The organism is Streptomyces sp. CT34 (genome assembly GCF_000805335.1).
GTDB lineage: Bacteria > Actinomycetota > Actinomycetes > Streptomycetales > Streptomycetaceae > Streptomyces.
This window is the reverse complement of sequence record NZ_KN708638.1, coordinates 267,882-285,498: the sequence shown is the minus strand read 5'-3', so window position 1 is coordinate 285,498 and position 17,617 is coordinate 267,882. Positions and strand designations below refer to the sequence as shown.

Sequence of the window (17,617 nt, the reverse complement as noted above, 5' to 3'; positions counted from 1 at the left end):
CCTCGGAGTGCCGCTGCGTGCCGGTTGGTTGGCGTCGGGCTACGGCTCCTCGGCCCGGCCCGGCCCGGGCCGAGGTAGTCGCGGGCTTGGTCGGCTTACCGGTGCTGCCGCTCTTCGGATTGCGCGAGGTGACGAGGGATGTGTGCTTGTCCTGGTCGCCGCCGCTGAATGAGCGACCGAGCCACGGTCCGGGAGAGGACCGCAGCCCTGCGGGACGGGCGATCACGCCGCCCCCGCCCCGGCTCGTGCAGGCGGCGTGGTCGCTCTTGCGGCTGCAGGCGAAGACCACCACTCAGTCTCTGGGAGGTTCGAGAGCCACCGGGCTCGGACCGTCGGGAAGCGGTGATCGTGGTTCGCGTACTCCGGCCTGGCCGCCGTCATCGTTGCCTTCGTCGGTGACGTCTTCTGGGCGGAGTTCGGAACGGGAGGGACCGTACTTCAACCGGCGGGATACCTTCAGATGCTTGACCACACGTTCCTCCACAACACGTCTGCTGTATCTGCGAGTTGAGATTCGTCGTCCGACATCCGTCGAACGGGTCGGGCTCTCGGATGGTTCCCGCGTTGGTCGGGATCGCAACGCGGTCTTGGGCATCGGTGGCTGAACGGATCGCTGGGGCTTGTCGGCCCGTGAACTGCGTGGGTAGGGACGAGCCGGATCGGGGTAGGCGGGGTGGTAGCCGCGGATCTGGAGAAGGGCAGAGTCGCGTGGGCAGTGCAGGTCTCTGCGGCCAGACATGGCCCGAGCCGCGTGCGGGTATTGATCGCGACGTGGTCGGCCACAGCATCCGGAGAGGCAGAGCAACTGAGCTTCGAGCAACGGCGCGTTGGTAACGGCTGCTGGACGACGCCCGGCCAGGGCTCTTGGAGGCTCTACTGGCGTTGGCATCTCGGGGCTTCAGGGCGGTGACGCTGGGTCCAGCACCGCCCGCGCCGAGTGTCGCCCAGCCACGGGAAGGGGCGCAGCGAGTGGAGCAGCGCATGGATATTCCGCCGCTGTCCTGTCCTCTTCCTTCCGCCTGCCACCCCCGAGTCGCCGAGATCGAACGTCGCGCGCTCGCATGGGCTGAAGAGTTCGCACTGGGTACCAATGAGCTGGGCCATCGGCGGCTCGTCGGCAGCAATTCGGCGGCGTGGTGCTGTCGCCTGGCCCCGGACGGAGATCCCGAACTCTTGGAACTCGCCTCGGAGTGGACCTATGCCAGTTTCCTCTTCGACGACGACCACCTGGATGCGACGGGAGTCCGGCCCGATGCATCCGTGCCCATCATCGGGGAGGTGCTGCGTGCGCTGGATTCGCCTGAGTCCACCGACACCTCCACCAGCCCGTACCCGGCCGCGTACCGCGATCTGTCCAGGTGACTGCGCAAGGCGGCCGGGGCCGTCGCGGTACGCAGGTGGATCGACGGGCACTCGGAGTGGTTCCTCGGAGCTTTGAGCGGCCTCAGCTACCGTGCCGCCGGCCGTCACTTCACGCTCGGCGACTGCCTCAACATGGGGCACCGCGACGCCGGCATCAAGATCTGCTTCTCCCTGGTCGAGATCGCCAACCGCACCGCACTGGCCGACACGGCGCTGTTCACCGCCCGGTGTCTCCAAGTTGCCACCCAGGCAGCGCACTTCCTGGTCTCTGCCGACGCCGCGATTTTCTCCTTCGATCGCGAGGTCGCACAGGGAAGCGAGCAGGTCAACCTCGTCAGCGGTCTGATGAGTCATCTCGGTTGCGACAGGCAACGAGCGCTGGCTGAGGCCGTGGCGCTGCGTGACGCCGTCATGGTGCTGTTCCTTCAGTTGCGCCGACGGCTGTCAGGCGTCGAGGAACAGCTCTACTGGAGCAGTTGGGCGTATTCGTGAGTGGAAACCTCAACTGGTGCCTGACGACGGAGCGTTACAACACCGAGGTGGGAAGGCCCCCGGCCAGTACGGGCCTCTCGTCGGCGCCGAGGGAGGGAAGCATCGATCCGCGGACCCTTCCCCACATCGGGTGGTGGTGGCAAGAAGTGCCGGAGAACAGGTAGCAGCCTTTGGCGGCCACACGGCGGGCCGAACCGAAACCCCTCCTGCTCCACAGTGAGGCCGAGCTCGACCGCTGACACGTGGACCGGACGCCCGCCCGGTATCGAGCCGACCCGACGAACTGGCCGCAGGCCAGGCGCGCTTCGGGATGCGCACCCTCGGGGAGCGACCATCGGCCGACAATCGGGACGACCATGAGGTCGCGGTCTTTGCCCCGCGGGGCGCTGCCGTCCGTTCCGAACGGTCTCTGTCTGGGTTCGACGTAGCGGGCTAACCTCCTGTACATGGGTGAATACATCCGGCTGAATCTCAACGAGGCGGCACCGCAGCTCTCCAGAGCGCAGGCTGCCCTGCATGACAAGGCGATCGGCTTCCTGGACCCGCGACTGGCCGAGCTGGTGGTGCTGCGGGCCTCGCAACTGAACGGTTGTGCCCACGATGTGGACACCGACACCACGAATGCCCGGAGGGGCGGGGAGAGCGACCGCCGGCTGCACGCCGTGGCGCTCTGGCGGGACGCACCGTTCTTCACCGCCAAGGAACGGGCCGCGTTGGCTCTCACCGAATCGATGACGCTGATCGCCGAGGGACAGGTGGATGACGAGACCTGGCATGAGGCGACCGAACAGTTCAGCGCAGGAGAACTGCCCCACCTTCTCTCCACTATCGCCTCGATCAACGCGCTCAATCGGCTCGACAGGGCTGTGCGGCGGATTCCCACCTGACCGGTCGCGCACCCGGACCTCGGCCACACCACCTGGAGACAGGCATGAGCGGCGGCGAGATCTCCGGGGTCGACCTGGCCAGGGTCGCGCCGCGGGCCGCGATGGCGGGCGGCGTGATGGTGATCCTCAGCCGGCCCCAAAGCCGGCTTCACTCGACGATGTGCGGTTCGTCGGCCGTCGGTGGATGAGCTCGCCGCTCGCCGCTCGCCCCTCGCCGTCGAGTCAAGACGCTGCGCGATTCATCGTATTCGGCGCCTACAGCACCTCAATCGACAACGTCGCCAAGCCCCCACAACGCACGCGCCGATCAGCGGCCTGCGCGGATGACTTTCTTGCCGTCCTGGCTGAGCGGGACCGGGATCGGCTGCGGGACGCCGCGCTGCTGGCCGCCGTTGAGATCCTTCTGGACGACGTTCACGTTGACGGACACGCCCTGGCCCCCGCCGAACTTCCCGCTCGCGAAGGCATCCACGCCGTCTGCGGTGATCTCGTAACCGGTCGTGTCCACGATCGCGTGGGTGCGGCAGTCACGGAACACCTCCTCGATGGGGACGAACCAGAGCCAGTGGTAGTCACCGTCATGGTTGAGATCGACCTTGTCGTTGAACCAGATCGCCACGGATCCCGCCATGTTGACGGTGGCCGTCCAGTCGATGTCGTACTTCTGAGTGCCGATCACGAGGGACGCCTCGATGACCGACTTGGCCGGGATCTTGAGGGGGAGGTCGACACTCCAGTTCTGGACCTCCTTGTGGGCGAACTCCTGGGTCGAGGAGAGGCTGGTCTCGATCGAGGTGGTCTCGCTGACCTTTGCCACGGCCGGGATCTCGGCCGAGACCTCCATGGAGACGCCGATCTTCAGCGACTCGGTCACGGAGATCCGCAGGTCCTGTTCGGTCGTCTTGCTCTGCTTGTACGTGACCACTTGCTCGACCGCCGAGCCGTTGCGGTAGTTGGTGGTGACGGAGCTGACCTGACCCGGTATGGGGGAGGGGGCGTTGGGGTCGTAGGTGATGCCGCTGTACTTCGCGCTGACCTGGTACTTGTGGTAGTCGCCGAGCGCGCTCTGCTTGCCGTAGTCCGTGGAGGCGGTGAATCGGCATCCGTTGGAGCCGGGGAACCGCTCCCGGGCCATCCACTTGCCCCACTCGTCCGTGATCTCCTGGAGCGAGCGGACGGTTGCCTTGCGCTTCGAGGCGTTGCGCGGCGCGTTCAGCCGACTGGGTGTCGCTGCTGCGGCTGAGGTTGCGAGCGATACGGGGACGGCCGCGACGAGGCCGGCTGCGGGAGCGAAGGCGAGAACGCGCCGTCTGGAGACATGGCTCATGGAGGGTCCCAATCCAAAAGGGGCGGAACGGGGGAAACGTCTTGGGCAGCAATGCAATCGGCGATCTTCCGCAGCGCATAGGGACTTTGGTCCCGAATCGCCGACCACGGTACGAAATCCCGCGCCGGCGTGGGGCCGATGGGAGACCGTCAACCGGGACGTTCTCGCCTGCAGCGACCCCGGCAATGCTGCGGTCGATGCGGTTGATGCGGTGAGCGCGGGGCGGACGCCCGCATGGCCAGTGCGCCGGCGCCACCGGCCTTGCAATACTTCAACCACGTCTCGATCCGTTTGGCGCCAGCTCGGCGGACGGCCGCCTGTGCTCCAGGTGCCTCCGGCCTCGGACGCAAGGCGGCTTGTGGTGACATGGTGGTAGCCGGGGGCGTCGGCGACGACGAGGACTGGCATCTCCAGGACCTGCTGACGGATCGCGGCGGCCCCGGCTGGCGGTGGTCGGTATGCCGAGGTCGTTGATCGGTTCGGTCCACGGTCTGGGGCAACTCGCCCAGGTGCCGGGCGCATTCACGCCCCCCCGGCACCGCGATCCTCCGCCCGATGACAGAGGTCTCTCAGGCGCACATGCCGCCGTCGACCCGTAGGACCGTGCCGGTGACGTAGGAGGACCGGTCGCTGAGGAGCCAGGCGGCGGCCTGGGCGATCTCGTCCGGATCGGCGGCGCGGCCCAACGGAGTCTGGGCGTTGAGCTGTTCGATGGTGCCGGGTGACCTCTCCTCCCACTCGTGCAGCATCTCGGTGAGCGTGGTGCCGGGCGCGATGGCGTTGACGCGGATGCCCTCCGGGCCGTATGTGACGGCTGCCGATGCGGTGAGGCTGTTGACTGCCCGTTTCGCCGCGCCGTACGCGGGCAGCTGGGGGTTGCCCATCAGGCTGCCGACGCTGGAGGTGTTGACGATGGCTCCGCGCTTCGCGGTGGTGCGGATGGCAGCGATCTCGGCGGTCATGGCCAGCCACGGGCCCTTGAGATCGACGGCGCAGACCTGGTCGAAATCGGCCTCCGACAGCTGGTCCATCGGGCCCGGCGGCTGACCCGTCGCGCCGTTGTTGAAGGCCACGTCGAGCCGGCCGTACAGCTCCACGGACCGGTTGACGGCGGCACGGACGCCTGCCGGGTCGGCCAGGTCGCACACCACGTAGTCCGCGGTGCCGCCGGCCGACCGAATCTCCTCGGTCACCGCCTTGAGCTGGGCCTCCGTGCGGGCCGCGAGGAGCACCCGGGCACCCTCCCGGGCGAACAGCCGCGCTGCTGCGGCGCCGATGCCGCGACCGGCACCGGTGATGAAGGCGACCTTGCCGGTGAGCAGGCCCGAGGTCGTGATGGACGTGATCGGTGTGTTGTTCATGCCGACGAGCCTGTGCCCGGCCGCCCCGCTCATCCAGGCACCGGCAGTACCTGGCTGGGCGCCTCGGCGCCCGCGCACACTGGGGAGATGGATCGACGAGTACGACGAGAGCTTGGTGACTTCCTGCGCAGCAGGCGTGAACGCATCACCCCCGCCGACGTGGGGTTGCCCGCCGGGGCGCGCCGCCGCACCCCGGGACTGCGTCGTGAGGAGGTGGCGCAGCTGGCATTCATCTCGACCGAGTACTACACGCGACTGGAGCAGGCCCGCGCCCCACGCCCCTCCCGCGAGGTGCTGGCCCAACTCGCCCGCGCGCTACGCCTGTCGGACGCCGAGCGCGATCACCTCTACCACCTCGCCGGTTCCCCGCCCGGACCGCTGCCAGGGCCTTCGCGGGAGGTACGGCAGAGCATCGTCGACCTGCTGCAGCGACTGCCGGAGGCCGCGGCGATCGTGATGTCGGCGACGTACGAGGTCATCGCCTGGAACGACCTGGCCGCCGCCCTGCTGGAGGACTTCTCCGCCCTGTCGCGCCGGGACCGCAACCTCATCCGACGCGCCTTCCTCGGCCCGTACCAGCACGGTCGACGGCTCTACGGCGTCTCGGACGCGGACGAGTTCGCCCAGACCTCGGCTCAGCACCTGCGCGCCGCCGCGGCTCGCTACCCCAACGACCCGGAGGTGACCGGTCTGGTCGAGGAACTCCTCGCCAATAGCGAGGAGTTCAACCGGCTCTGGGCCGCCCACGACGTGGCCGCCCGCCCCTCACTCTGCAAGACCTTCGAGCACCCCCTCGTAGGCCCAGTCACCGTCAGCTGCGACGTCCTGGACATCGCCGACCGGGACCAGCAACTCGTCATTTACACCGCCGCCCCCGGCTCGCCGTCGGCGGCGGCACTGCGTCTGCTGTCCGTCGTCGGCACACAGCAGATGGACGTGCCCGGCTTCGGTAGCAGGTCAGAGCCCGATCCACTCTCCAATGGGTGAATACCCGGCGTATAGGCCCTCGGTTGTAGTTCGCCGAAAAAAGCAATGGAGTGGCACCTGACTTGGCCCGTCGGGGATCCGTGCCCTGTCCGGCACACCGCTGGGTGGCTTTCCGCACGCACCCCGGGCGCCGGGCTGCGACCGGGCTGTGCTGTGACCGGCCGCGGCCTGAGCCGTAATTCGTTTGACCGGGCCACGGGGCAACGCTGCACTGTGGCCGGACACCACGGGTCGTGGTGCCGGTATCCCGAGGAGGCAGCGGCAGCAATGGAGATCCGTCCCACGACCGACACGGATCTCGACGTCTTCGTCGACACAGTCCATGCCGCGTTCGGACGCTTCCCGGAAACCCCGATCGAGGGCGGCGGGCTCTGGTGGTCGGCGCTCGAAATGGACCGGTGCCTGCTCGCCCTGACGGCGGACGGGCGGCCCGTCGGCACCGCCGCCGCACACTCCTTCGAGCTCACCCTGCCCGGTGAGACACCCGTCCCAGCCGCAGGGGTGACCGCCGTCGGCGTCCTGCCCTCGCACCGACGCCAGGGCGTGCTCAGCACGATGATGCGGCATCAGCTCGCCGAGCTGCGGGCCCGTGGGGAGTTCCTCTCCGTGCTGCTGGCCTCCGAGGCCCCGATCTACGGCAGGTTCGGCTACGGACCGGCGACCTACACGGCGCGGCTGACGGTGCCGCGCCACCAGGCCGCCCTCGCCGTCCCCCGGGCGCGCGGAGTGGCCGACGCACCAGCGACCGGCTCGGACAACGGCTCGGTCGCGGTCCTGCGGCGTGCCGAGTGCGGCGAGACCCTGGAAGAGGTCTACGACCGGTACCGCCGCGCCCAGCCCGGCGCGCTGTCCCGGCCGCACCGCTGGTGGGCCTTGCGCGCGGGGCAGCCCCCGATATCGCCGGCGCCGCGCTACGTCGCCGTCCACCGGGACGCCGACGGCGTCCCGGACGGGTACGCCAGTTACTCGATCGACTCCGGCACCCTGACGGTCGACGAGACCATCGCCACCGACAACGCCGTCTTCACCGCCCTGGCCCGGTTCGTACTCGGACACGACCTGGTCACCACGGGCGTGTTCAAGCACGTCCCGCCCGAGCACCCGCTGCGCTGGCAGTTCGCGGACTTCCGCGCCGGCGAGGTGAGCGGCGACACCGACTGGCTCTGGGTGCGGCTGCTGGACGTCCCGCGTGCGCTGACCGCGCGCGGCTGGTTCATGGACGGCGAACTCGTCCTCGACGTCGCGGACCCGTTCCTCGGCGAACACGGCCGCTACCTGCTGACCGTCCGGGAGGGCAAGGCCGACTGCGTCCCGACGGACCGGGAGCCCGACCTGTCGCTGGACGTGAGCGACCTGGGCTCGGTCTACCTCGGCGGCACCGCCCCGAGCACGCTCGTGCGTGCCGGACACATGCGGGCCCACCGCCCGGGCGCGGCCACCCTCGCTGACGCCCTTTTCCGCACCGACCGGCCCCCGCACTGCCTCCACTGGTTCTGACCGCGCGCTCGCCGACCCTGCACAAGTCTCGCTACCCCATGGTCACCCGTCGACGCGGACGCTCCCGACGCGCGATGGGGCGAGTGGGCGTGGCCGGGAGCGGGGGACCGGGGGACCGGGGTGACGGCGGCCGGGTTTGCTCGGGCGCGCCGTAACTGCTACTCGCTGCCGAGATGATCTCGGCGCGTGTGGCGTGATTTCGGCGTCGGAGTCGTCCTGGATAGCTCCTTCACCGGCGTGAGCCCACGGCCGCTCCGCAAACTGGTGACCATGCTGCGGCGCGAGGGCGCGGATGCGGTGCGGCCAGGGCGCCCTTGGCGCCTGTCGCTGGAGGATCGGGTCCTGTTGGTTGCTGCCTACCGGCGTACCAACCTGACGATGCGGCAGCTCGCCATGCTTTTCGGCGTCTCAAGGTCCACCGTCGGCCGCATCGTCGATGAGCCGGGACCGCTACTGGCCACCATGAAGCAACGCCGCGCCACGCAGCGGACAGCGTGCTCATTGTGGACGGCAAGCTGGTTCCCACCCGCCACCACAGCGTGGCTGAGAAGTCGAAGAACTACAGGTACTCCACGAACCACCAGGTTGTCATCGACGCGAACACCCGGCAGGTCGTAGCGTTGGGGCGGCCAGTGCCTGGCAACCGCAACGACCGCAACGACTGCAAGGCGTGGCAGTTGTCCGGCGCGAAGGAGGCCGTCGGCAAGACCACGGTCATTGCGGACGGCGGCTACCGCGGCACCGGCCTGGTCGTCCCGCACCGCCGCGAACGCGGCCAGGCCGAACTGCAGGCTTGGAAAGAGGAGCACAACACCTCCCACCGCAAGGTCCGTGCCCGCGTCGAGCACGCCTTCGCCCGCATGAAGACCTGGAAGATTCCGCGCGACTGCCGTCTCCGGGGCGATGGCGTCCACCACGCCATGCGCGGTATTGCCCACCTGCTCAACCTCACGCTCGCTGCATCAGCGCGAGCAAGGAGCTCTCACACAGAGAACGGGGCGATTGGCAGTGCGCCCTTGGGCGGACCCTGGCGGTGCAGGGAGTCGAGGAAGGCGACTTCGTCTTCGGAGAGCCGGAGGGCGCCTGCGGCCACGTTCGATGCCAGGTGGCTCGGGTCGCCGGTGCCCGGGATGGCCAGCACGTGCGGGCCGCGGTGCAGGGTCCAGGCGATCCGGACCTGGGCAGGGGTGGCCCCATGTGCCCGGGCGACGGCCAGGATCTCCGGATGGTCGCTGGCGCTCGCCCCGGCCTGGCGCCCGGTGGCGGCAATCGCGTAGAACGGCACGAAGGCGACGCCTTGCTCGCCGCAGGCGCGGACGAACGCGTCCTGGTCGGGCCGCATTCCGAGGCCGTACATGTTCTGCACGCAGACCACGGGCGCGATGGCCTGTGCCTCGGCGAGGTGATGGGGGTGGACGTTGGAGATGCCGAGGTGGCGGATGAGTCCGGCCTCGCGCAGTTCGGCCAGCGCCCCGAAGCGCTCGGCGATCGAATCGGTGCCGGCGATGCGGAGGTTCACCACGTCAAGGTGGCCGCGGCCGAGCTGGCGCAGGTTCTCCTCGACCAGTCCGCGCAACTGCTCCGGCCTGGCGTGGGGCAGCCATGCTCCCGACGGGTCGCGTGATTCCCCGACCTTGGTGGCGATGACGAGGTCGTCCGGGTAGGGGGCCAGGGCTCGGTTGATCAGTTCGTTGGCCGAGCGCAGCGCTGAGAAGTAGAACGCGGCGGTGTCGATGTGGTTCACGCCGAGTTCGACGGCGCGGCGAAGCACACTGATGGCCTGGTCGCGGTCCCGTGGGACGGCGTCGGGCACGAGCGCCTTGCCGGTCTGTGGCAGGCGCATCGCCCCGAAGCCGATCCGGTTGACCGTCAGGTCTCCCAGCTTCCAGGTTCCCGATGCGGCGGCGGTGATCGTCTCTGAGGTCATGCCGGAATGATCTTCACGCGCTATGGTGGCCGCCATTGATTCAGGTATAGGTGAATCCTGGGGAGGGTGGCCGTCCTGGCGGAGCTTGCGTTCTCGGCAAGCGATGTGGCGCAGGTGCGGTTCGCCGTCTCGCCGATGTGGCAGGTCGGGAGCAGCTTCCGGCTGCTGGCCTCGGGTACCGCGGATCCTGTGCACCGGCGTTGGCTGGAGCAGGTGCGGCCACGGGTCGCGGCTGCCGGCTTGGACAAGGCTTGGCTCGCCGAACTGATCCCGCCCTCGGGCTATGCCCCCGACTTCCTCAACCCGGCACCCACCGGACCGGCCCCCACGCTGGCGGAGGAGCTGGCCGCGGTCGTGGCCTCTCCTGCGGACCGCATCCGCAAGGACCTCGACCACCTCGGATTCCACCACGGCGGCATCGGCCCCCGGCTGCGGTCCCTGTATGCCGATCCGCACTCCCGCCTGGCACCGGTCGCGGAGGAGATCGAGACCTACTGGGAGCTGGCACTGGCTCCTTACTGGGCGCGGCTCCGCACGGTGCTGGAAACCGATGTCTTCCACCGTGCCCGGCAGGTCTCGCAGTACGGAGCCGGCCACCTCTTCAACGAGCTGCATCCGCAGGTCAGTTGGAACGACGACGTACTGCGGCTGGTTCGCTGGCCATGGACCATGTCCCGGGAGACGGCGGGCGCAGGGCTGCTCCTGATTCCTTCGGCCTTCAAGGGGCCGGGCCTGTCCACCCGGGTCGCTCCGCCGGACCCGCCGCAACTCGCCTACCGAGCCCGCGGTATCGGCACGCTGTGGGAACGCCGCACCGTCACCAGTACCGCGGCGATCGTCGCCGTGCTCGGCCGTGCACGGACCCGCCTGCTCACCGAACTGGAGAGTCCGGCCACAACGACAGAACTGGCCTACCGCACCGGGATCTCCAAGGCCGGGGTCTCCCAGAACCTCACGGCACTGCGCAATGCCGGCTTCGTAACCGCCCACCGGGCCGGCCGCTCAGTGCTGTACGCACGCACGTCCGTCGCGGAATCCGTCCTCGCCGCCGGCCAATGACCAGCCTGGATCCACCAGGCCGGCCCGGAGCGCGCATCGTCACGCCCTGGAGCACCGCGTGGACCACCTACGGCACGCTCACCCTCAACCGCGGCTCCGACGACACCGCCACCGGCACGTTCGCCCCCTGTGGCGCCTACATGGTGAAGCGCGGGCAGCGCCCCGACGTCGAACTCGAACGCGACGACCTCCTGCGGGACGGGCAGGTCCCCGCAGAACGCCACGGACTCACCGCCAGCCCCCACGGACACCGACTCTGGATCGACCAACCCGACGCCAGCAGCCAGATGAACCCACCGTGCCGGATGGCACCCTCAGCCGCTCAGTCAAGCCCGTCAAAGAGGTGGCCGACGACCGGAACGCTGGTGACGACAGTCCCGAGCGGGGATTTACTGCCCGAGTCCCCGGGCCTGTGCCGGCGCGGCCAGGCCGAAGGTGAGCAAGGGTGAGAGTGGTGGAGACGGTCAGGATGCGGAGATGGCGCTGCATGGCAGGTCCTTCCTGTCTTTCCGATTGCGGGCCGCGTCGGTGCGCACATGTGACACGCGCGAGGTCGTGATCAGAGCGCCCCGAAGCGGAGTGGAATCGATGAAGGCGTTCCTCCGCATAGACGTATTAACGCCACATCGCCCGATGAGCGGCGCCGCCTGTGCTCCGACCGCCCCCCTACACCAAAGCGCACCCCTGTTCGGCCTTGGGAGTAGTCAAACGGTTCTTCGACGAGCACTCCGACTCACCCGAGCCTGTCGACAGGTGGCACGACAAACCCGGCGAGGGCTACTGGATCGCGAGCACCGCCGAGATCTCTCACCCGGCTGGACGGACGACGACAAGCAACGCGAGGCCGAACTCGGGAAATGCATCAACGACCTTGTTGCCGAAGTCCATGGGCACCCCTATTGGGAAACGCCCACCGGCCCCTACCTCGTCACAGCCCGCATGTGGCTCAAGCAACTCCACACTCCACCCGCCGACGAATGATCGACGACGACACCTCGCGCCCCGCCTCCCGCCCGCGGAAATCCATCTGTTGGATGGTCAGCGCCTGTATTCCCAAGGCCTGACCAACCAACAGGCCCTGGAGATGCTGACCGACTCTGGAGTCACTACCTGCACGCACTTCTCTATTGAATTCGCGTGTTGTGACATTGCGCGTTGCGAGCAGAGAGGAACGTGTTGAACAAGACCTGGCAATTGCCGGGTGGACCCGAGGCTGACGCTGTGCACGATGCGTTCGCCGTACGCACAACCGGCCAGGGGGACGCGGCGAAACCACGCCGGGGACTGCGGCCTATTCTTCAACTTCGTGTGGCAGCAAGACAAGAACTGGTCCGATGCCGAGGTGGAGGAAACAATAGACGTCAAGTCTTAAGGCTGACGGACGGGTGCCCATGCGCTGGGACCTTGGCGATATACTGTGCATTTTCGCCGTCCTTGCAGTACGCTACCGCCGGGCCATCCACATATGTAATCTTGCCGCTAGCCATGTTGATCACATGGACGTCCGGCCACATATGCGTGTCGTCCTCAAGGGCCAATTGCGACACGTCGATGGTCCCGCCGATTTGTACCGATCCCGTCTCCTTGTCGTTGTCTGTCGTCACCTTAAACGAGACAGACGCTGCGCCGAGGCCGCCCTTCGTGACGGTGATCGTCCTGTAGCAAGCCGTCATGGCGTGAGATGCCGCCGTGGCTGATTGACCAGGTGCTCCCAGCAGCGTTGCACAGGCCAAGCCAGCACTCACGGAAAGGCCGACGAACTTACGACCCGGCTTGATCCGAGTCACTCGGCGAACGGAAACCGTCGACACCACCATAAGTTCCTTCAGGGTCGGATGGCAGATGGATCTGGATTGACGCGGAAATTGCCGTGGCTGGGCACTTGACCCGAGGTCTACTGTCCATTCGAGGATGGATTGACCTCGATCGAGAGGGGCGGGACCTGCGCACTGCAGTGGGGGATTTCATCCATCCCGCCTAAAGAGCTGACAGAGACAGAGTTCTCGACAGGTTCACCGTCACAGACGGCAAGTGCCTGGGGAGTGGCCGGCCGTTTGCGATTGCTCTGGTCGTCCCGGACACACAGAGACACCAAGGCTCCGAGAGGACAAGGGGATCGGCAAGGCTCCCGCAACACGTACAGATGTGACCGGGAAGAGTTGTCGGTCCGCCCGTCCGGGCCGAGCACGAACCAGGTCCAGGCGCCGTTCTTCCGCGCGGCCTCGCTGGCGTGGGGGCGGCGCAGGGCCTTCCCTCCGGGATCTCCAGCGCGGGGGCGGGCGGCGGACCCGGGCCTTCTGCGCCGTCTTGCGCGGTGCGTCTCGACGGCATGTGGCCGGACCGGGACGCACCGTGGACGGCCTGTCCGATGGGTCCTGCCGCCCGTGGAGTCCGTCCGGCGCCCGGCCCTTCAGCCTCTCGGTCCGTCAGCCCTGCGACCTGCCGTACTCCGTAGCCATACCGCCCGCGAAGTCGTACACCACGGCCTGCTCGTCCCCGACCACCCAGGCATCGTGCCCGGCAGGCACCACGAAAACATCGCCCGGCCCCAGCTCGGCCTCCGAGCCGTCGTTCATCCGGATCCGCATCCGGCCTTGGACCATGAAGCCGTTGTGGTGGATCTCGCAGCTCTCGGTACCGGCGAGCGGCCCCACCGAATCCGTCCAGCGCCAGCCCGGCTCGAAGACAGCCACCGCGAAGTCCAGCCCGGTCAGGTGCAGAGCCTCGAGGTGGCCCAGCGGGAAGTCACGCCGTTCGTCCGGCTTGTCGATGGGCTTGATCTCGATCATCAGGAGCACTCCCTTCTCCCGCCCCTTCCATGGTGCGCCGCGGTGGAAGCCCCGGCCAAGGGACCGTGTGTATCGGCTCCGGACGAGGGTCCCCGGGCAAGACGTATAGGGCGTTGCCCGTCCATCAAGGTGCTGTCGGTTGATCACGACGGCCGAGTCGGTCCGCCGTTTTCTTCCTGCTCGTCGCCGTCGGGAAGTGCTGATGGGCCACCGGTGTCCGGTGCGATCCTTGCCGCCATCTCGGCGAGCTGCCTGCAGGTTTGTTCGATTTTCTCCTGGGTCTGGTTTCGCTCGGTGATGGCCGCGGCGAGTAGCAGCGCGGTCATCGCGGCGGCGCCGTTGAACGCCTGCAGCGCGATCATGTTGGTGAGCAGGGTGTGACCGGCGAACGGGCCTGCTCTGCGGGGGGCGGCGAGGATTGCGCCGGTGGATACGGCTAGCGCGCAGGGTGCGGCTCCGGCGAGTTGGAAGCGGAAGGCGGCCCAGGTCAGTAGCGGGAAGGCAAGGAAGATCAGCGGGACCGGAGCGTTCTCGAGGAAGCCGACGCCGAGGGTGGCCGCCACAAGCAGCGTTGCTTCTGCCCACCGGGAGGGTGGTGTGTCCTTGGGTCGGTGTGCCGAGCGGAGGGCGAGCAGTACCGGCGCGACCACCAGAACCCCCATCGCATCGCCGGTCCACCAGACCCACCATGTGGGCCAGAACCCGCCGGCGGGCAGAGCGTGAGCGAGGAGCAGGGTGCTGGTGCCCACCGTCGCACTGATGAGCATGCCGGTGAATGCGCCGAGGAAGACCAGCGCGAGCGCGTCCTGGAAGCGGTTCATCTGGGTGCGGAACCTGGTGCGGCGAAGGAGCGCGTAGGCAAAGAGGGGCGCGAGGGTGTTGCCTGTCGTGATCGCGAGCACGGCGGGGAACGAAGGCCCGAGTGAGATGTTGACCAGGAAGGCACCGAGAGCGATCCCGAGCCAGGCTCGCAGGCCGATCAGGAGAAGGCCGGCCAGGGCGATGCCGGTCGGAGGCCACAGCGGCGTGACCTGGCCGCGCACGAGTTGCTGGAGCAGTCCCAGCTTGCCCGAGGCGTAATACAGCGCGGCGACGGCACCCAGCTGCAGAGCCACCATGCCGCCGCGCCGGAGCCTGCCGCGGTTCGCCACAGTCATCGGGAAGTCGTCCCCTTGGTCTCGGGCAGTCGTCCATCGTCCGCCGCCCTCGCCGGATCCATCACACTGCCGCTCATGTGCATGACCTTTCGCAATGTGCTCTGTCGGGACTGTTTCGGGTGACCGCCCCGGAGGCGGTGTCGCACCCTGCTGGTTCCGCCGCCAGCCGTATCGCTGTGGGCCTGCGCGCCCTCAGCTCGGGGTGCGCAGGGCGAGGATGGCCATGTCGTCGTGCCCGTCGCTGGGGTGGCGGTCGGCCAGGGTCTGCACGAAGTCCTGCAGGGGCAGGCCTGCGTGCGTGGCGGCGAGCTCGGCGAGTTCGTTCATGCTCTGGTGGATGGGGTGGTCGGGATGTTCGATAAGGCCGTCGGTGAAGAAGACCACGATGGTGTCCGGGGGCAGGGGGTGGGTGCGGTCGGGGCGGAGCTGCCTGCTGTCGACGTTCAGTGGTAGTCCAGGCTCCGTGAACAGGTATTCCGCCCGGCGGTCGGGGGTGATCAGCAAAGGCGGGATATGGCCAGCGGTGCTCCAGCGCAGCCTCCAGGCAGTCCCCGCGGGTTCGATGCGCGCCAGGATGGTGGTGGTTACGGGGTTGTCGGTGATGGCTTCCAAGGTGCGATCGAGCTGGGCGAGGACCGCGCTGGGCGGAGTACGCATGGCGAACAGCAGAGCGCGCAGCATGTGACGGGTGGAGGCCATGGCAGCGGCGGCATGCAGGTCGTGGCCGACCACGTCGCCGATGACGACCGCCACCGCGCCGTCCGGAAGCAGGATGGCGTCGTACCAGTCGCCGCCCACATGGTGGGGTGCGGCGGCGGGCCGGTAGATGGCGGCGGCGTCGAAGGGCCGCATGTCGGGCAGCGTCGGCAGCAAACGCCGCTGGAACAGTTCGGATCCGGCACGGACCTGTTCGAAGAGGCGGACGTTGTCGATCGCGATGCCGGCGGCGCTGGCCAGGGCAACGACGATGTTCTCGTCGTGCACGTCGAAGGGGCGCCCGTCGCGTCGCTCCGAGAGGTAGAGGTCGCCGTAGATTTCGCCGCGGACGCCGATGGCGACGCCGAGCAGGGTACGCAGGCGCGGGTGGCCGGGCGGAAATCCGGCCGAGGCCGGGTGGGAGGAGACGTCGTCGATCCGCAGGGGTTCGGGGTGGTGGATCAGGTGTCCCAGCACGCCCAGGCCGCGCGGGAACCCCACCTCGGCCAGGGCCGCGCGTTCCTGCTCGGACAAGCCGACGGCCATGAACTCGGCGAGATACTCACCGGACTCGTCGAGCACTCCCAGCGCCCCGTAGCGGGCGCCGACCAGGTCCATGGCGGTGGTCACGATGCGGTGCAACACCGCGGACAACTCCTGCTCCCGGGTGATGGCCACCACCGCGTCCAACAGGCTCTGAATCCGGTCCTTGGCGGCGGCCAGGGCGCGCAGCTGCTCGTCGATCCGCCCCAGCTCGTCATCCAGACGTGCCAGCAGGTCAGGGCGGTGCGGCCGCTTCGCTCCCTTGCCCTCCGTGCCGCCCGCCATCACGATCGCCCGGTGGACCGGTATTCGTTCTCGGTGGCCCTCCGCCGACAGGAGCCGGTGCCGGTCTGGATCAGGGTTCCCTTGAAGGTGAGCTGGTCGGCGATCGCCGCGCACAGCCGGGGATCGGTGAAGGTCTTGTCCCATTCGCTGAACGGAGCGTTGGAAGCCATCGCCGTCGCCTTGCGTTGCTCCCGCTCGGTGAGGATGTGGGACGGCAGCTTGGCGCCCTTCCTGTCCAGGCTCGGGTAGCCGAACTCGAGCCGCTTGAACCGGCGGGCCCGCTCATACAGCCACTCGCGCGATCTGTGCACCCACAGTCTCCTGACCCGACCGTGATCAACTCGCACAGGGTGACGCGGCCGAACAGCCCAACCAGCCCATTACGCCGAGCGCGGCGTGTCGCGCACCGTCATGCAAGGTGGCCCCCGACCCCATTGCCGGAACAGTGGCTCCTATTCCTCGCGCCCCACTGGCCCTACTTCACTCTGATTCACTCTGTCGAAAACAAGATGGTGCCCTTCCAGATGGACCGCATACTCCGACCGTAGGCCGACGTGTGGGGGCGTGCCTCCGGCCGGCAGCCATCCGGGCGCCGGCTGTCGCGCAGCCTCGGCGAGGGCCCGCAACGCCTGATCCCGCGAGAGGGGACGACCTCGTCTCCCTGCGCTGCGGCAGCTCCCAACGTGTACCGCTATCGGCTGACCTCGGGGCCCATGCTGAGCTGCACGACCCAGTCCGGCGGTGGGCGAGGGATGGCCTGCTGCTGCGCGGCCACTTGCTCGGCAATGACGATCTGCTGCCGGACCAGGTCGAGGGTGGCTTCAGGTCAAGCAGCTCGCCGCTGACGGCTTCCTCGTCACCGGCAACCTGCTTGCCCGTCTGTCCGCGTTCGAGTTCGGTCGACTCGACTTCCCTGGCCGCTACGCATTCTTCCGCCTGCACGAGGCCCGGCCGCAGGCCGCTGCGCGAGCCCTTGACCGGCGAGGAGACGAGGCGAGCGGTGGGAGCGCCGACCACGTGATGGAAGGGCTGCGCGGACGGTCGTCCATGCGGTGGCCGCGGCCGGATGGAGACGGCGTTTCCTGGCGTTCCTCGTCGGCCCGCGCAACGCACCGCGGGTCAGCGGTCGCGTATTTCTCCACTTCTGGCGCCTCGGGCGTCAGGGGGAAAGCCCACCCTCGCCGTCACGTTTTCCCGTGAGCAGGGCGATCGCGAGCGGCGACGGCGGATCCGGCTCCGTCGCTTCGG

At 68.4% G+C, this 17,617-nt stretch carries 16 protein-coding genes and 1 pseudogene; 9 read left to right on the top strand and 8 right to left on the bottom strand.

Annotated elements, in window-relative coordinates:
* Positions 1-969 precede the first annotated feature (969 nt).
* The 4 genes from RZ84_RS38690 (at position 970) to RZ84_RS38685 (ending at position 2,929) form a co-directional block, all read left to right on the top strand.
* Complete coding sequence (locus tag RZ84_RS38690; protein WP_157878736.1) at positions 970-1,362, top strand: isoprenoid biosynthesis enzyme family protein; 393 nt, start codon at positions 970-972, stop codon at positions 1,360-1,362.
* Positions 1,363-1,854 (top strand): terpene synthase family protein, encoded by a 492-nt coding sequence (locus RZ84_RS01315; protein ID WP_277816893.1) that lies wholly within the window; start codon positions 1,363-1,365, stop codon positions 1,852-1,854.
* Positions 1,855-2,300: 446 nt separating this feature from the next.
* Complete coding sequence (locus tag RZ84_RS01310) at positions 2,301-2,741, top strand: carboxymuconolactone decarboxylase family protein (protein ID WP_043262758.1); 441 nt, start codon at positions 2,301-2,303, stop codon at positions 2,739-2,741.
* 44 nt (positions 2,742-2,785) lie between these two features.
* A complete protein-coding gene (locus tag RZ84_RS38685) occupies positions 2,786-2,929 on the top strand; it encodes a hypothetical protein (protein ID WP_157878735.1) in 144 nt (47 codons plus the stop codon).
* 119 nt (positions 2,930-3,048) lie between these two features.
* Here the strand turns inward: RZ84_RS38685 and RZ84_RS01305 are convergent, their stop codons facing one another.
* Both RZ84_RS01305 and RZ84_RS01300 read right to left on the bottom strand, forming a co-directional pair.
* Positions 3,049-4,068 (bottom strand): cytotoxin leucocidin, encoded by a 1,020-nt coding sequence (locus RZ84_RS01305; protein WP_043262757.1) that lies wholly within the window; start codon positions 4,066-4,068, stop codon positions 3,049-3,051.
* Positions 4,069-4,637: 569 nt separating this feature from the next.
* Entirely contained in the window at positions 4,638-5,429 is a 792-nt protein-coding gene (locus RZ84_RS01300) for an SDR family NAD(P)-dependent oxidoreductase (protein ID WP_043268777.1), read from the bottom strand.
* An 87-nt stretch (positions 5,430-5,516) separates the two neighbouring features.
* Here RZ84_RS01300 and RZ84_RS01295 point away from each other — a divergent pair, with 87 nt between their 5' ends.
* From RZ84_RS01295 to RZ84_RS35910, 3 genes and pseudogenes are all read left to right on the top strand, one after another.
* Entirely contained in the window at positions 5,517-6,416 is a 900-nt protein-coding gene (locus RZ84_RS01295) for a helix-turn-helix transcriptional regulator (RefSeq protein ID WP_052230384.1), read from the top strand.
* A 267-nt stretch (positions 6,417-6,683) separates the two neighbouring features.
* Positions 6,684-7,913, top strand: coding sequence for a GNAT family N-acetyltransferase (locus RZ84_RS01290; RefSeq protein ID WP_043262756.1), 1,230 nt, complete (start codon positions 6,684-6,686; stop codon positions 7,911-7,913).
* 193 nt (positions 7,914-8,106) lie between these two features.
* A pseudogene (locus RZ84_RS35910) lies at positions 8,107-8,872 on the top strand (transposase); the annotation flags it as partial.
* A gap of 23 nt (positions 8,873-8,895) precedes the next feature.
* Here RZ84_RS35910 and RZ84_RS01285 read toward each other — a convergent pair.
* Positions 8,896-9,840, bottom strand: a complete 945-nt coding sequence (locus RZ84_RS01285) for an oxidoreductase (RefSeq protein ID WP_052229672.1) — start codon at positions 9,838-9,840, stop codon at positions 8,896-8,898.
* A 66-nt stretch (positions 9,841-9,906) separates the two neighbouring features.
* On the opposite strand from RZ84_RS01285, the gene RZ84_RS01280 reads away from it, so the two are divergent.
* Positions 9,907-10,899 carry an ArsR/SmtB family transcription factor gene (locus RZ84_RS01280; RefSeq protein ID WP_043262755.1) on the top strand — a complete coding sequence of 331 codons (993 nt, stop codon included), beginning with the start codon at positions 9,907-9,909 and terminating at the stop codon, positions 10,897-10,899.
* On the top strand, positions 10,896-11,348 hold the full coding sequence (locus RZ84_RS01275) for a hypothetical protein (RefSeq protein ID WP_043262754.1): 453 nt from the start codon (positions 10,896-10,898) through the stop codon (positions 11,346-11,348). Before RZ84_RS01280 ends, RZ84_RS01275 begins: the two co-directional genes overlap by 4 nt.
* 912 nt (positions 11,349-12,260) lie before the next feature.
* Here RZ84_RS01275 and RZ84_RS01270 read toward each other — a convergent pair.
* The 5 genes from RZ84_RS01270 to RZ84_RS01250 all read right to left on the bottom strand — a co-directional run bounded on the left by RZ84_RS01270 (position 12,261) and on the right by RZ84_RS01250 (position 16,680).
* On the bottom strand, positions 12,261-12,686 hold the full coding sequence (locus RZ84_RS01270; RefSeq protein WP_157878733.1) for a hypothetical protein: 426 nt from the start codon (positions 12,684-12,686) through the stop codon (positions 12,261-12,263).
* A gap of 639 nt (positions 12,687-13,325) precedes the next feature.
* Positions 13,326-13,688, bottom strand: a complete 363-nt coding sequence (locus RZ84_RS01265; protein ID WP_043268771.1) for a cupin domain-containing protein — start codon at positions 13,686-13,688, stop codon at positions 13,326-13,328.
* Positions 13,689-13,831: 143 nt separating this feature from the next.
* Positions 13,832-14,806 (bottom strand): MASE1 domain-containing protein, encoded by a 975-nt coding sequence (locus RZ84_RS01260; protein WP_241777492.1) that lies wholly within the window; start codon positions 14,804-14,806, stop codon positions 13,832-13,834.
* Between the two features lie 231 nt (positions 14,807-15,037).
* On the bottom strand, positions 15,038-16,369 hold the full coding sequence (locus RZ84_RS01255) for a PP2C family protein-serine/threonine phosphatase (protein ID WP_052229671.1): 1,332 nt from the start codon (positions 16,367-16,369) through the stop codon (positions 15,038-15,040).
* A complete protein-coding gene (locus RZ84_RS01250) occupies positions 16,369-16,680 on the bottom strand; it encodes an ATP-binding protein (protein ID WP_043262751.1) in 312 nt (103 codons plus the stop codon). The genes RZ84_RS01255 and RZ84_RS01250 overlap by 1 nt, the downstream gene beginning before the upstream one ends.
* Positions 16,681-17,617 lie beyond the last annotated feature (937 nt).

What these genes read in the sequence shown, in the direction of transcription:
- RZ84_RS01310 (WP_043262758.1), top strand. Translation starts at nt 2,301, where the DNA reads ATGGGTGAATACATCCGGCTGAATCTCAACGAGGCGGCACCGCAGCTC.
- RZ84_RS38685 (WP_157878735.1), top strand. Translation starts at nt 2,786, where the DNA reads ATGAGCGGCGGCGAGATCTCCGGGGTCGACCTGGCCAGGGTCGCGCCG.
- RZ84_RS01305 (WP_043262757.1), bottom strand. Translation starts at nt 4,068, where the DNA reads ATGAGCCATGTCTCCAGACGGCGCGTTCTCGCCTTCGCTCCCGCAGCC.
- RZ84_RS01300 (WP_043268777.1), bottom strand. Translation starts at nt 5,429, where the DNA reads ATGAACAACACACCGATCACGTCCATCACGACCTCGGGCCTGCTCACC.
- RZ84_RS01295 (WP_052230384.1), top strand. Translation starts at nt 5,517, where the DNA reads ATGGATCGACGAGTACGACGAGAGCTTGGTGACTTCCTGCGCAGCAGG.
- RZ84_RS01290 (WP_043262756.1), top strand. Translation starts at nt 6,684, where the DNA reads ATGGAGATCCGTCCCACGACCGACACGGATCTCGACGTCTTCGTCGAC.
- RZ84_RS01285 (WP_052229672.1), bottom strand. Translation starts at nt 9,840, where the DNA reads ATGACCTCAGAGACGATCACCGCCGCCGCATCGGGAACCTGGAAGCTG.
- RZ84_RS01275 (WP_043262754.1), top strand. Translation starts at nt 10,896, where the DNA reads ATGACCAGCCTGGATCCACCAGGCCGGCCCGGAGCGCGCATCGTCACG.
- RZ84_RS01265 (WP_043268771.1), bottom strand. Translation starts at nt 13,688, where the DNA reads ATGATCGAGATCAAGCCCATCGACAAGCCGGACGAACGGCGTGACTTC.
- RZ84_RS01260 (WP_241777492.1), bottom strand. Translation starts at nt 14,806, where the DNA reads ATGGTGGCTCTGCAGCTGGGTGCCGTCGCCGCGCTGTATTACGCCTCG.
- RZ84_RS01255 (WP_052229671.1), bottom strand. Translation starts at nt 16,369, where the DNA reads ATGGCGGGCGGCACGGAGGGCAAGGGAGCGAAGCGGCCGCACCGCCCT.